13 protein-coding genes are annotated in these 13558 nt (G+C 75.2%); 1 reads left to right on the top strand and 12 read right to left on the bottom strand.

Annotation, left to right across the window (positions count from 1 at the left end):
* Positions 1-342 precede the first annotated feature (342 nt).
* The 11 genes from tyrS to ACI78S_RS24605 all read right to left on the bottom strand — a co-directional run bounded on the left by tyrS (position 343) and on the right by ACI78S_RS24605 (position 11459).
* Entirely contained in the window at positions 343-1638 is a 1296-nt protein-coding gene (gene tyrS / locus ACI78S_RS24655) for a tyrosine--tRNA ligase (RefSeq protein WP_456977625.1), read from the bottom strand.
* The gene (locus ACI78S_RS24650) at positions 1635-2264 is read right to left on the bottom strand and encodes a DNA-3-methyladenine glycosylase (protein WP_456977626.1); all 630 of its coding nucleotides are present in this window, start codon (positions 2262-2264) and stop codon (positions 1635-1637) included. Before ACI78S_RS24650 ends, tyrS begins: the two co-directional genes overlap by 4 nt.
* Positions 2265-2278: 14 nt before the next feature.
* Positions 2279-3715 carry an argininosuccinate lyase gene (argH, locus tag ACI78S_RS24645; RefSeq protein WP_456977624.1) on the bottom strand — a complete coding sequence of 479 codons (1437 nt, stop codon included), beginning with the start codon at positions 3713-3715 and terminating at the stop codon, positions 2279-2281.
* Positions 3712-4914: an argininosuccinate synthase gene (locus tag ACI78S_RS24640; RefSeq protein WP_456977623.1), complete on the bottom strand. Its 1203-nt coding sequence runs from the start codon at positions 4912-4914 to the stop codon at positions 3712-3714. Before ACI78S_RS24640 ends, argH begins: the two co-directional genes overlap by 4 nt.
* Complete coding sequence (locus ACI78S_RS24635; RefSeq protein WP_456977622.1) at positions 4911-5447, bottom strand: arginine repressor; 537 nt, start codon at positions 5445-5447, stop codon at positions 4911-4913. The genes ACI78S_RS24640 and ACI78S_RS24635 overlap by 4 nt, the downstream gene beginning before the upstream one ends.
* Positions 5444-6391: an ornithine carbamoyltransferase gene (gene argF, locus ACI78S_RS24630; RefSeq protein WP_456977621.1), complete on the bottom strand. Its 948-nt coding sequence runs from the start codon at positions 6389-6391 to the stop codon at positions 5444-5446. The genes ACI78S_RS24635 and argF overlap by 4 nt, the downstream gene beginning before the upstream one ends.
* On the bottom strand, positions 6388-7659 hold the full coding sequence (locus ACI78S_RS24625; protein WP_456977620.1) for an acetylornithine transaminase: 1272 nt from the start codon (positions 7657-7659) through the stop codon (positions 6388-6390). The genes argF and ACI78S_RS24625 overlap by 4 nt, the downstream gene beginning before the upstream one ends.
* Entirely contained in the window at positions 7659-8645 is a 987-nt protein-coding gene (gene argB / locus ACI78S_RS24620; protein WP_456977619.1) for an acetylglutamate kinase, read from the bottom strand. Before argB ends, ACI78S_RS24625 begins: the two co-directional genes overlap by 1 nt.
* Positions 8642-9793, bottom strand: coding sequence for a bifunctional glutamate N-acetyltransferase/amino-acid acetyltransferase ArgJ (gene argJ / locus ACI78S_RS24615; RefSeq protein ID WP_456977618.1), 1152 nt, complete (start codon positions 9791-9793; stop codon positions 8642-8644). Before argJ ends, argB begins: the two co-directional genes overlap by 4 nt.
* A gap of 79 nt (positions 9794-9872) precedes the next feature.
* Entirely contained in the window at positions 9873-10910 is a 1038-nt protein-coding gene (gene argC / locus ACI78S_RS24610; protein ID WP_456977617.1) for an N-acetyl-gamma-glutamyl-phosphate reductase, read from the bottom strand.
* A gap of 183 nt (positions 10911-11093) precedes the next feature.
* On the bottom strand, positions 11094-11459 hold the full coding sequence (locus ACI78S_RS24605; RefSeq protein WP_456977616.1) for a nuclear transport factor 2 family protein: 366 nt from the start codon (positions 11457-11459) through the stop codon (positions 11094-11096).
* Between the two features lie 125 nt (positions 11460-11584).
* On the opposite strand from ACI78S_RS24605, the gene ACI78S_RS24600 reads away from it, so the two are divergent.
* Complete coding sequence (locus ACI78S_RS24600) at positions 11585-12352, top strand: helix-turn-helix domain-containing protein (protein ID WP_456977615.1); 768 nt, start codon at positions 11585-11587, stop codon at positions 12350-12352.
* Here ACI78S_RS24600 and ACI78S_RS24595 read toward each other — a convergent pair.
* Positions 12341-13408, bottom strand: a complete 1068-nt coding sequence (locus ACI78S_RS24595) for an acyl-CoA desaturase (protein ID WP_456977614.1) — start codon at positions 13406-13408, stop codon at positions 12341-12343. The two genes, ACI78S_RS24600 and ACI78S_RS24595, sit on opposite strands and share 12 nt — an antisense overlap.
* Positions 13409-13558: the final 150 nt, after the last annotated feature.

The following is a 13558-nucleotide window of genomic DNA, read 5'->3' as shown; positions in this document are numbered from 1 at the left end:
CTGACAGATCGCGATATCCATCAACCAAAGGAATCCCCACCCGAACCCAACCGGGCCCGAGCATCCGGGGGTTGTTACTTGGCACTGACTTTCGGCACGCTGTTGAGTTCTCAAGGAGCGGACGCGCAACGAACCGGCCCTTCCGGGCTTCGTCGTCGGCGGAAGTCCTACCCTACACCGCGACCGGTGGGCTCCTCCAGGGGCTCCCCGGCTGGCCTCCCGGCCCGCGCGGCGCACCAAGAAAGTTACGTGCCCCCGCAGGTCGTGTCAAACGAGGAGGACGGTGACGCCCGACACCGTTCCGTAACTCGCGGAACACCTGCCCGACACGTCCTCGACGCGTCAGGACGGGCGCCGCTGCACGCCCGCGACCGACCGCTTGCCGCGCCGCAGGACCAGCCACCCGCCGGCCAGCCAGTCCGACTCCGCGGGCACGGCGTCGGCGTCGGTGACCCGCTCGTTGTTGAGGTAGGCGCCGCCCTCCTTCACGGTGCGCCGGGCCTCGGACAGGCTGCCGACCAGGCCCGCGAGCTGGAACAGGTGCGCGATGGTCGGCGTCTCCCCCTCGACCGTCACGTAGCCGGCCTCGCGCAGGGCGGCGCCCAGCGTCTCGGGGCCGAGGGCCGAGAGGTCCTCGCGTCCGAACAGCGCCCGGCCGGCCGCCTCGGCCTGGCGGAGCTCGTCGGGGCCGTGGACCAGCAGGGTCAGCTCCTCGGCCAGCGCCCGCTGCGGCGCGCGGGCTGCCGGCCGCTCGAGCGACTCGGCGACGAGCGCCTCGATCTCCTCCGCCGGGCGCTCCGAGAAGAGGGGGAGCCACGCGCGGCCGTCGGCGTCGTCGGCGTTGAGCCAGAACTGGAAGAACGCGTAGGGGCTCGTCAGGACCGGGTCGAGCCAGACGCTGCCCCCCTCGCTCTTGCCGAACTTCGTGCCGTCGGACTTGGTCACCAGCGGCGTGGAGAGCGCGTGGACGGCGGCGCCGTCGGTGCGGCGCACCAGGTCGATGCCGGCCGTCAGGTTGCCCCACTGGTCCGACCCGCCGCTCTGCAGCGTGCAGCCGTAGCGGAGGAAGAGCTCGCGGAAGTCGTTGGCCTGCAGGATCTGGTAGCTGAACTCGGTGTAGCTGATGCCGGCCTCGGAGTTCAGCCGCGCCGACACCGCCTCCTTGGCGAGCATCCGGCTCACCCGGAAGTGCTTGCCGAGCTCGCGCAGGAAGTCGATCGCCGAGAGGGGCTGCGTCCAGTCCAGGTTGTCGACGTAGATGGGCGGCTTGAGCCCGTCCCGCTCGGCCGGGATCTCGAGGAACGGCGCGACCTGCGTGCGGATGCGGTCCACCCAGCCGGCCACCGTCTCGCGGTCGTTGAGCTGCCGCTCCGCCGACGGCCTCGGGTCGCCGATCAGCCCGGTGGCGCCACCCACCAGCACGATGGGCTGGTGCCCGGCCCGCTGCAGGGCCCGCAGCACCATGAACTGCAGCAGGTGCCCGACGTGCAGGCTGGGCGCGGTGGGGTCGAACCCGCAGTAGTACGTGACCGGCCCCTCGGCGAGGTGCGCCCGCAGCGCCTCCTCGTCGGTGCTCTGGGCGATGAGCCCCCGCCGGTGCAGCTCGTCGATCACTCCGCGGTCGGTTGGCGTGGTCACGGGTCACCATCCTGCCCGCCGCGCCGGCGACGTGGCTTGCCGCCCGCCCGGAAGGCGCTCACCGACGCCGCGCCGGTCTCCCAGAACCGCCACGGCAGGTCGGTGGCCACGCTGATCCCCACCCGCGGTCCGGTGGAGACCGAGCCCGGCGGCTTCCCCCGGTGCAGGCGCACCGGCGACGACGGCGACAGCAGGTCGGCGGCCTTGTCCCCGGGACCGATCGCCAGCGCCTGGGTCAGCCGGGCCGGGCCGCGGGCGAGGTCGCGAGCCGCCCGGGCGGCCGGGCGGCGGGACCGGGCCAGCTCCTCCCCCTCCACCACGTCGCCCGCGCGCAGCAGCACGGCCGAGCCGACCCCGGCGGGGGCGACGACGACGTTGGCGCACCAGTGCACGCCGTAGCTGAAGTACACGTACAGCTTCCCCGGCGGGCCGAACATGATCTCCGCCCGCGGCGTCGGCCCGCGGTGCGAGTGCGCCGCGGGGTCCTCGCCCTGCCCCGAGTACGCCTCGACCTCGGTGAGCCGGACGGCGACCGTGCCCTCGGGCCGGTCGGTCACCAGCCAGCAGCCGAGCAGCGACGGGGCGACCTCCTCGGGTCGGCCCTCCAGGTCGGCCGCCGTGAGCAGCGGCCCGGGACCGGTCAGAGCGCGGCCGCCACGGGCGAGGACGTCGACCAGTCGGCGTGCTCGGTCGCCAGGGCCTCGAGCGCCGTGATCTGGCCGGCCACCCGCTCCGGCGCCGTCCCGCCCCGGGCCCTGCGGGCGGCCAGCGCGCCCGGCACGGACAGCACCGACCGGACTTGGGGGGTGAGGCGCTCGTCGATGCCGGCGAGCTGGTCGTCGTCGAGCTGGTCGAGCTCGAGCCCGGCCTGCTCGCAGAAGGCGACCATCTCGCCGCTGATCTCGTGCGCCGAGCGGAACGGCACGCCCTGCCGGACCAGCCACTCGGCGACGTCGGTGGCGAGGGCGAAACCCTGCGGCGCGGCCGCCTCGAGGACCTCCGGGCGCAGGGTCAGCGTCGCGACCATCCCGGTGACCGCCGGCAGCAGGAGGAGCAGCTGCTCCATGGAGTCGAAGACAGGCTCCTTGTCCTCCTGCAGGTCGCGGTCGTAGGCCAGCGGCAGTCCCTTGAGCATGGTGAGCAGCCCGGTCAGGTTGCCGACGAAGCGGCCGGACTTCCCCCGCGCCAGCTCGGCGATGTCGGGGTTCTTCTTCTGCGGCATGATCGACGACCCGGTGGCCCAGGCGTCGTCGAGCCGGGCCCAGCCGAACTCGGTCGACGTCCACAGCACGACCTCCTCCCCCAGCCGGGAGAGGTGGACGCCGATGAGCGCCGCCGCGAAGCAGAACTCCGCGGCGAAGTCGCGGTCGCTCACCCCGTCGATGGAGTTGTCCGAGGCGCGGTCGAAGCCGAGCTCGGCGGCGACCGCGTCGGGGTCCAGCGGCAGCGACGAGCCGGCCAGGGCGCCGGAGCCGTAGGGGCTCACCGCGGCGCGGCGGTCCCAGTCGCGCAGCCGGTCGACGTCGCGGGCGAAGGCGTGCGCGTGCGCCAGCAGCTGGTGGGCGATGAGCACCGGCTGCGCGTGCTGCAGGTGCGTCATGCCCGGCGCCGGGACGTCCTCGTAGCGCTGGGCCAGGCCGATCAGCGCGTACTCCAGCGACGCCAGCTCGCCGACCAGCGCCCGCACGGTGTGGCGCAGGTACAGCCGCAGGTCGGTGGCGATCTGGTCGTTGCGGCTGCGGCCGGCGCGCAGCTTGCCGCCGAGGGTGCCGAGCTTCTCGGTCAGCCCGCGCTCGAGGGCCTCGTGCACGTCCTCGTCGGACTCGACGGCGACGAACGTGCCGTCGGCGACCTCGGCCGAGAGCTCGTGCAGCGCGCCGAGCATCTGCTCGAGCTCGTCGTCGGTGAGCAGCCCGGCCCGGTGCAGCACGCGGGCGTGCGCCCGGGAGCCGGCCAGGTCGAACGGCGCCAGCTTCCAGTCGAAGTGGGTCGACTTGGACAGCGCGGCCATCGCCGGGGAGGGGCCGCCGCCGAAGCGGCCGCCCCAGAGGCGGGTCTGCGACGTCCCCGCGGTCACGCGCCCACCCGCTGGTCCCGGGCGGCCGCCAGCTTCGACGGCATGCCCCACAGCTGGACGAACCCCTTGGCCAGCCCCTGGTCGAAGGTGTCGCCGGTGTCGTAGGTGGCGAGGCCGAAGTCGTAGAGCGACTGCTCGCTGCGCCGTCCGGTCACCGTGGCGCGGCCGCCGTGCAGGGTCAGCCGGATCTCGCCGGTGACGTGCTGCTGGGACTCGGCGAGGAAGGCGTCGAGGGCCCGCTTGAGCGGGGAGAACCACAGGCCGTCGTAGACCAGCTCGCCCCAGCGCTGGCCGACCGTCCGCTTGAACCGGGCCAGGTCCCGCTCGACGGTGACGTTCTCCAGCTCCTGGTGCGCGGTGATCAGCGCGATCGCGCCGGGCGCCTCGTACACCTCGCGGCTCTTGATGCCGACCAGGCGGTCCTCGACCATGTCCAGCCGGCCGACGCCCTGCGCGCCGGCGCGCCGGTTGAGCTCCTCGATCGCCTGCAGCACGGTGACCGGCCGCCCGTCGAGCGAGGTCGGGACGCCGGCGGTGAAGCCGATGACGACCTCGTCCGGGTCCCGGGGGACGGTGGGGTCGGCCGTGTACTCGTAGACGTCCTCGACCGGCGCGTTCCAGATGTCCTCGAGGAAGCCGGTCTCGACGGCGCGGCCCCACAGGTTCTGGTCGATCGAGTACGGCGACTTCTTGGTGGTGGCGATCGGCAGCCCGCGCTCCGCGGCGAAGAGGATCGCCTTGTCGCGGGTCATGCCCGAGTCGCGGACCGGCGCGAGCACCCGCAGGTCGGGCGCGAGCGCGCCGATGCCGACCTCGAAGCGCACCTGGTCGTTGCCCTTGCCGGTGCAGCCGTGGGCCACCGTCGAGGCGCCGTGGTGCTTCGCGGCGGCGACGAGGTGCTCGACGATCAGCGGCCGGGACAGCGCCGAGACCAGCGGGTAGCGGTCCATGTAGAGGGCGTCGGCCTGCAGCGCCGGCAGGCAGAACCGGTCGGCGAACTCGGCGCGGGCGTCGGCGACGACCGACTCGACGGCCCCGCAGTCCAGGGCGCGCTGCCGGATCACCTCCATGTCCTCGCCGCCCTGGCCGACGTCGGCGGCGACGGCGATCACCTCGGCGCCGGTCTCCTCGGCGATCCAGCCGATGGCCACGGAGGTGTCCAGGCCACCGGAGTAGGCCAGGACCACGCGCTCTGTCACGGTGTGCTCTCTTCCAGGTCGTTCTTCAGCTCGGGGTAGACGGCCGGCGTCCGCTCGGCGAGCGCGCGCAGGCGGTCGGCCAGGGCCGGCCCGCCGTCGGGCTGCCGGGAGATCACCAGCACGGTGTCGTCGCCGGCGATCGTGCCGAGGACGTCGGGCAGGCCGACCTTGTCCATGGCGGAGGCGAGGAACTGCGCGGCGCCCGGTGGGGTGCGCAGCACCGCCAGGTTGGCGCTGCCCTCGGCGCCGGTGAGCAGGTCGGCCAGCAGGCGGGTGAGCCGGGCCGGGGCGGCCTGCGCCGGGCGCAGCGGGGCGTTCTCGGGGGGCAGCACGTAGGACGCCGGGGCGCCGTCCGACCCGCGCAGCTTGACCGCGCCGAGCTCCTCCAGGTCGCGCGAGAGCGTCGCCTGGGTGACCTCGATGCCGTCCCCGGCGAGCAGGCCGGCCAGCTGCGTCTGCGAGGTGACCGGCCGGGCCTCGATCAGCTCGCGGATGCGGGCCTGCCGGGCGCTGCGGGTGAGGGCGCCGGTCACCCCGATCGCTCCAGCAGCCACAGCAGCAGCGCCTTCTGCGCGTGCAGCCGGTTCTCCGCCTCGTCCCACACCGCGCTCTGCGCCCCGTCGATGACCCCGGCGGCGATCTCCTTGCCGCGGTAGGCGGGCAGGCAGTGCAGCACGACGGCGCCGTCCGCCGCCCGCTCCAGCGCCGCCTCGTCGAGGGCGTACGGCAGGAACGGCGCGACCCGGGCGTCGTACTCGTCCTCCTGGCCCATCGACACCCACGTGTCGGTGGCGACGACGTCGGCGCCGTCGACCGCGGCCGCCGGGTCGACGGTCCACGCCACCGAGCCGCCGGTCTCCGCGGCGATCTCGGCCGCCCGCTTGAGGACGGCGGGGTCGGGGTGGAACTCCTCCGGCGAGCCGATCCGCACGTGCATGCCCGCGGTCGCGCCGCCGAGCAGGTAGGAGTGCGCCATGTTGTTGGCGCCGTCGCCGAGGTAGGTCAGCGACCGGCCGGCCAGGCTGCCCTTCCGCTCCACGACCGTCTGCAGGTCGGCCAGGATCTGGCACGGGTGGTAGAGGTCGGTGAGCGCGTTGACCACCGGCACGCGGCTGACCGCGGCCATCGCCTCCAGCCGGTCCTGGCCGAAGGTGCGCCAGACGATCGCGGCCACCTGCCGGTCGAGCACCCGGGTGGTGTCCTCCACCGGCTCGCCGCGGCCGAGCTGGCTGGACCCGGCGTCGATCACCAGCGGGTAGCCGCCGAGCTCGGCGACGCCGACGGAGAAGGACACCCGGGTGCGGGTGGAGGGCTTGTCGAACAGGACGGCGACCGCGCGCGGCACGCCGTTCGGCGCCGCCAGCGGGGTCGGCGCCTGCGCGGTGTGCCGGGTGCGCTTGAGGTCGGCGGCCAGCGCCAGGACCTCGGCCTGCTCGGCGGGGGTGAGGTCGTCGTCCTTGAGGAAGTGCCGGGTCACTGCTGGGTCTCCAGGGCTGTGTTGAACGGCTCGGCTCCGGCCTCGTCCCGCTCCTCGGTCGCTGGCGCTCCCTGCGATGCTCGCTCGGCCGTCGTCAGCGCGGCGTCGAGGGCGGCGGGCAGGGCGGCGACGAACGCGTCGACCTGCCCGTCGGGGAGGACCAGGGACGGCGCCAGGCGCAGCACCCCCGGGGCGACGGCGTTGGTGAGGAAGCCGGCCGCGCGCAGCTCGGCCTCCAGGGCGCCGGCGACGTCGGCGGCGAGGACGACGCCGAGCAGTGCACCCCGCCCCCGCACCGCGCGCACGCCGGCGTGGCCGAGGCCCTCGATGCCGGCGGTGAACCGGTGCTCGAGCTCCTTGGCGCGCTCGAGCAGGCCCTCGTCGCGGATGGTGTCGAGCACGGCCAGCGCCGCGGCGGCCGCGATCGGGTTGCCGCCGAAGGTGGAGCCGTGCGAGCCGGCGGTCATCAGCTCGGCCGCCTCGCCGAAGGCGAGCACGGCGCCGAGCGGCAGCCCGCCGCCGAGCGACTTGGCCAGGGTGATCACCTCGGGCTGCAGCCCGTCGGCCTGGTGCGCGAACCAGTGGCCGGTGCGGCCGGTACCGGTCTGCACCTCGTCGACGGCGAACAGCGCACCCGCGTCCTGCGCGGCGCCTGCCGCGGCGGCCAGGTAGCCGGCCGGCGCCGGGACGACGCCGCCCTCGCCGAGCACCGGCTCGAGCAGCACCATCGCCGTCCGCTCCGACACCGCGGCGGCCAGCGCGTCGGCGTCGCCGTAGGGCACGTACGACACGCCGCCGGGCAACGGGGCGAACGCGGCGGCCTTGGACGGCTGGCCCGTGAGGGCCAGGGCGCCCATGGTGCGGCCGTGGAAGGCGCCCTCGGCGGTGATCACCTCGGTCTTCCCGGTGAGCCGGCTGAGCTTGAAGGCGGCCTCGTTGGCCTCGGCGCCGGAGTTGCAGAAGAAGACCCGCCCGGGCCGGCCGGCCAGCTCCAGCAGCCGCTCGGCCAGCGCCACGCCGGGCTCGTGCATCGCCAGGTTCGAGACGTGCCCCAGGGTGGCGGCCTGCTTCGTGATCGCCTCGACGACCCGGGGGTGGGCGTGGCCGAGGATCGTCGTCGCGATGCCGCCGAGCAGGTCGGTGTACTCGCGGCCGTCGACGTCCCAGACCGTCGCGCCGGCGCCGCGGGCCAGGGCGACCGGCGGGGTCCGGTAGTTGCTCATCATCACGGCCGACCAGCGGGTGGCCAGCTGCTCCGTCGCGGTCATCAGGCCTCCCGGGCGGCGGGGACGACCATCGTCCCGGTGCCCTCGGTCGTGAACATCTCCAGCAGCAGGGCGTGCGGCATCCGGCCGTCGACGACCGTCGCGCGGCGCACGCCGCCCTCCACCGCCCGCAGGCAGGCGGCCATCTTGGGGATCATCCCGGCGTCCAGGGTGGGCAGGATCTCGGCCAGCTCGGCGGCGTCGACCTGCTGCACCAGCGAGTCGCGGTCGGGCCAGTCGGCGTAGAGGCCCTCGACGTCGGTGAGGACCACGAGCTTCACCGCGCCCAGCGCCACCGCGACCGCGGCGGCCGCGGTGTCGGCGTTGACGTTGTGCACCACGCCGTCCTTGTCCGGGGCGACGCTGGCCACGACCGGGATGTGCCCGGCCTCGAGCAGCGCCGTGATCGGCGTCGGGTCGACGGCGACGACGTCGCCGACCAGGCCGATGTCGACCGGCCGGCCGTCGATCACCGCGTGCGTGCGCTCGGCGGTGAACAGCCCGCCGTCCTCACCGGACAGGTGCACGGCCAGCGAGCCGTGCTGGTTGATCAGCCCGACGATGTCGGGACCGACCTGGCCGGTGAGCACCATCCGGACGACGTCGATGGTCTCCGGGGTGGTGACCCGCAGCCCGCCGCGGAACTCGCTGGTGATGCCGAGCCGGGTGAGCATCTCGGTGATCTGCGGGCCGCCGCCGTGCACCACGACCGGGTGGATGCCGCAGGTGCGCAGGAAGACCATGTCCTCGGCGAAGGCGCGGCGGCACTCCTCGTCGACCATCGCGTGCCCGCCGTACTTCACGACGACGACGTTGCCGTGGAACTCCTTGAGCCACGGGAGCGCGCCGGTGAGGACGGCGACCTTGAGCGCGTCGCCCTCGGGGTCGTGCGTGCGCATCTTGCGGGTGGTGCCGATCCGCGGCTTCGGCGGGACGACGTCGAGCGGGACGTCGGGCGGCGTGGGGTCCTGGGCGTTCTTCGCGGTCATGTGGAGTAGGCCGAGTTCTCGTGCACGTAGGCGAGGGACAGGTCGTTGGTCCAGATCGTCGCCTGCTCGGTGCCGGCGTTCAGGTCGACGTCGATGGCGATCGCGCGGCCGGTGAGGTCGACGCCCTCGCGGGGGTCGCCGATCGCGCCGCCGCGGCAGACGGTGACGCCGTTGATGGTGACGTCGACCCGGTCGGCCTCGAAGGCGGCGTCGGTGGTGCCGATCGCGGCGAGCACCCGGCCCCAGTTGGGGTCGTTGCCGAACAGCGCCGTCTTGAGCAGGTTGTTGCGGGCGCACGCGCGGCCGGCGGTGAGCGCGTCCTCCACGGTGGCCGCGTTCCGCACCGTGATCGCGATGTCCTTGGTGGAGCCCTCCGCGTCGGCCAGCAGCTGCATGGCCAGGTCGGTGGCGGCCGCGGTGAGCGCCTCGGTGAGCTCGCCCTCCGTGGGCGTCGCCCCGCTGGCGCCGTTGGCCATCGCGATGACCGTGTCGTTGGTGGACAGGCAGCCGTCGGAGTCGACCCGCTCGACGCTGACGCGAGTCGCGGCCGCCAGCGCCCGCTGCAGCACCTCGGCCGGCACCACCGCGTCGGTGGTGAGGACGACGAGCATCGTGGCCAGGCTGGGGGCGAGCATGCCGGCGCCCTTGGCGATGCCACCGACGGTCCAGCCGTCGCGGGACTGCACGGTCGTCTTGGGCACGGTGTCGGTGGTCATGATCGCCCGGGCGGCGTCCGGCCCGCCGTCGGCGGAGAGCGCCTTCGCCGCGTCGGTGACGCCGGCGAGCAGCTTGTCCATGGGCAGCCGGACGCCGATCAGCCCGGTGCTCGCCACCGCGACGTCGATCGCGCCCAGCCCGAGCTCCGCGGCGACGTGCTCGGCGGTGGCGTGCGTGTCGCCGAAGCCCTCGGGCCCGGTGCAGGCGTTGGCGCCCCCGGAGTTGAGGACGACGGCGCGCAGCCTGCCGGACTGCAGCACCTGGCGGCTCCACTGCACCGGCGCGGCGGGGAAGCGGTTGGTGGTGAAGACGGCGGCCGCGGCGTCGTCCGGGCCGTCGTTGACGACCAGCGCGACGTCGGGGTCGCCGCTGGACTTCAGCCCGGCGGCGACGCCGGCGGCCCGGAAGCCCGCGGGCGCGGTGACGCTCACTTCGGCTCCACTCCGCACTCGCTCCGCTCCTCGCTCGCAGGCCTCGCTGCGATGCCCACCCGCGCGTCGGGGTCGCGGCTCACGGCGCCACCCCCACGACCGGGAGGCCGGTGGTCTCGGGCAGGCCGAGGGCCAGGTTGGCGCACTGGACCGCCGCTCCCCCGGTGCCCTTGGTGAGGTTGTCGACGGCGGCGACGACGACCAGCCGGCCCGCGTCGGGGTCGACGGCGACCTGCAGCGCGACGGTGTTGGCGCCGAGCACCTGGGCCGTGGTGGGCCACTGGCCCTCGGGCAGCAGGTGCACGAACGGCTCGTCGGCGTAGGCCTTGGCGTAGGCGGCGCGGGCGGCCTCGGCGTCGGTGCCCGGGGTGAGCGGCGCCGAGCAGGTGGCGAGGATGCCCCGGCTCATCGGCACCAGGGTCGGCGTGAAGCTCACCGTGACCGGCCCGCCGGCGGCCTGCGAGAGGTTCTGCACCATCTCGGGCGTGTGCCGGTGCACGCCGCCGACGCCGTAGGCGCTCACCGAGCCCATGACCTCGCTGCCGAGCAGGTGCGGCTTGGCCGACCTGCCCGCGCCGCTCGTGCCGCTGGCCGCGACCACGACGACGTCGGGCTCGACCAGGCCGGCGGCGAGCGCGGGGGCCAGCGCGAGGGTGACCGACGTCGGGTAGCAGCCGGGGACGGCGATCCGCCGGGCGTCCCTGAGCTGCTCGCGCCGGCCGGGGAGCTCCGGCAGGCCGTACGGCCAGGTGCCGGCGTGCTCGCCGCCGTACCAGCGGGCCCAGGCCGCCGGGTCGTTCAGCCGGTGGTCGGCGCCGCAGTCGATCACGAGGGTGTCGTCGGGCAGCTGCGCGGCGATGGCGGCCGACTCGCCGTGCGGCAGCGCCAGGACGACGACGTCGTAGCCGGCCAGCTCGTCGGCGGTGCTGGGCCGCACCTCGAGGTCGGCGAAGGGCAGCAGGTGCGGCTGCAGCTCGCCCAGGCGTCGGCCGGCGCTGGCATTGGCGTGCACCCCGGACAGCCGCAGGTTCGGGTGCCCGGCCAGCAGCCGGCACACCTCTCCCCCCGCGTACCCGGTGGCGCCGGTGACCCCGACCGTCCACGTCCGCCCTGTCATGTGCATGACCATACACAGCCATGCATAGCCGTTCACGAGCGGGTCTTCCGGCCCCCTCCCGGGGCGTCCTCCCCCGCCGTAACGGCTCCTCCCCCGCGCCGCACCACGAGGGAGGAGCCGTCGGGATCAGGTGACCTGATCGCCGCCACCGACGCGGCGCTTCTGTTGGGGATAACGGTGGGATCAGGACTGCGGCACGCGGTCGAGGAAGCCGAGCACCGTCCGGAGCCGGCCGTTGCCGTCGGTGACCGCGACGTCGGAGCCGGCGATCGGCGCCGGCTGCCCCGCCGGGCCCAGCTCCCACGAGAACCGCAGCTGGTCGTGGTGGCCGTCCACCGGGCCGGCCAGCCGGAACACGAAGCCGGGGAACCGCTGCTGCACCGCGCCGATGGTCGCGGCGATGCCGTCGGCGCCGCTGACGTCCACCAGCGGGTCGACGTAGCGGGCATCGGCGGTCCACAGGTCGGCCACCGCGGCGTGGCGGGCCTCGTCGTCGGTCTCGTTCCACGCGGCGATGTAGCGCTCGGCGAGGGTGGTCCAGTCGCTCACGGTTCGTCCTCTCGATCGGGCCGCCCGGCCGGCGGCGCTGGGAGAACCGTGGCCCGCCGGGGGAAGCGGGTCGATTACCTGCGAGGTAAGCGACGCGGGGCGACCGGCCCCCTACGGTCGGCGCCATGACGTCGCCGCCGGTGGGGCACCTGCTGCGCAGCTGGCGGCAGCGCCGGCGCCTGTCCCAGCTCGACCTGTCCAGCGAGGCCGGCGTCTCGGCCCGCCACCTGTCCTTCGTCGAGACCGGGCGGGCGCGGCCCAGCCGCGAGATGGTGCTGCACCTGGCCGAGCAGCTCGAGGTGCCGCTGCGCGCCCGCAACGAGCTGCTGGTCGCCGCCGGGTACGCCCCGGTCTACGGCCGCCGGGGGCTGGACTCCCCCGACATGGCCGCCGTCCGCGCCGCGCTCGACACGGTCCTGGCCGCCTACGACCCCTTCCCGGCCGTCGTCGTCGACCGCGGCTGGCACCTCGTCGCGGGCAACCGCGGCGTCGCCCTGCTCACCGCCGGCGTCGACCCGCGGCTGCTCGAACCGCCGGTCAACGTGCTGCGGCTGTCGCTGCACCCCGACGGGATGGCGCCGCGCATCCGCAACCTGCCCCAGTGGCGGGCGCACGTGCTGCACCGCCTCGGCCGCGAGGCCCGGCTCTCCGGCGACCCGGCGCTGGCGGCGCTGCACCGCGAGCTGTCGCTGCTGCCCGGCGGGCTGGACCCGCGCCCGCCGGACGGCATCGCCGTCCCACTGCGGATCCGCGCCGGGGACGCCGAGCTGTCCTTCCTCAGCACGGTGACGACGTTCGGCACCGCCGTCGACCTCACCGCGGCGGAGGTGAGCATCGAGGCGTTCCTGCCCGCCGACGCGCGCACGGCCGAGGTCGTGCGGTCACCGGGCTGACCGCAGCGCGGCGGTCATCGGGCACTGCGCCTGCGCGCGGGCGCCGATCCCGACCCGGTTCAGGTACCGCACGACCTCGCCGAACGCCCCGAGCAGGCCGGTCTCGGTGTACGGCACCCCCTTCTCGGCGCAGTGGGCCCGCACGACCGGCTGCGCCCGCCGCAGGTTCGGCCGCGGCATGCTCGGGAACAGGTGGTGCTCGACCTGCCGGTTCAGCCCGCCCATGAGCAGGTCGACGGCGCGGCCGCCGCGGATGTTGCGCGAGACCAGCACCTGCCGGCGCAGGAAGTCGATGCGCACGTCGGGCGGCACGACCGGCATGCCGACGTGGTTGACGACGAAGGTGCCCCCGAGCAGCAGCCCGAACACGGCGAGCTGGACGGCGAGGAACGCGACCGCGAGGCCGGCCGGCAGCGCCGCGAGCAGCAGGACGGGGAGCCCGACCAGCCGCACGGCGAGCAGCACCGCCTCGGCCGGGCGCCGCTCCCGCAGCACGTGGCGCACGGCGCCGCGGTGCAGGGCGAGCCCCTCGAGCAGCAGCAGCGGGAACAGCAGCCACCCCTGCCGCGCGGCCACCCACGCCCGGACTCCCCCGGCGGCCTGGGCCGCGGCGCCGTCCTCGGGCGTGAAGACGACGACGTCGGGCGCGATGTCGGGGTCGGCGCCCCTCCTGTTCGGGTTGGCGTGGTGGCGGCCGTGCTTGCGGGCCCACCAGCCGGAGCTCAGGCCCAGCACGAGGTTCGACAGCACCAGGGCCGCCCGCTCGTTCGCGCGGGGCGAGGCGAACACCTGCCGGTGGGCGGCGTCGTGGGCGAGGAAGCCGACCTGCGCGAGCAGCGCGCCGAGCCCGGCGGCCACCGCCAGCTGCCACCACGAGGAGCCGAGCAGGACGAAGGCGGCCGCGACGCCGGCGAACCCGGCGGCCAGCAGGGCGGCGCGCAGCGCGTACGCCGACGGCCGGCGCCGCAGCAGGCCGGCCTCCCGCACCTGCCGGGCCAGCTCGGCGTGGTCGTGCACGTGGGAGTCGCGGGGACGGGCGGGGGCGTCGGTCGGCATGCCCCTGATGCTTCGGCCGGCCGGCGCCGCGGGCGATGGTGCCAGCACCCCGATCCGGGGGGGGGGGGGGGGGGGGGGGGGGGGGGGGGCCGGGGGGGGGGGGGGGGGGGGGGGGGGGGGGGCGCGGCGGCGACGCCCCCACCCCCCAAC

Source organism: Geodermatophilus sp. SYSU D00815 (assembly GCF_054050035.1).
This window is presented reverse-complemented; position numbering and strand designations above follow the sequence as displayed.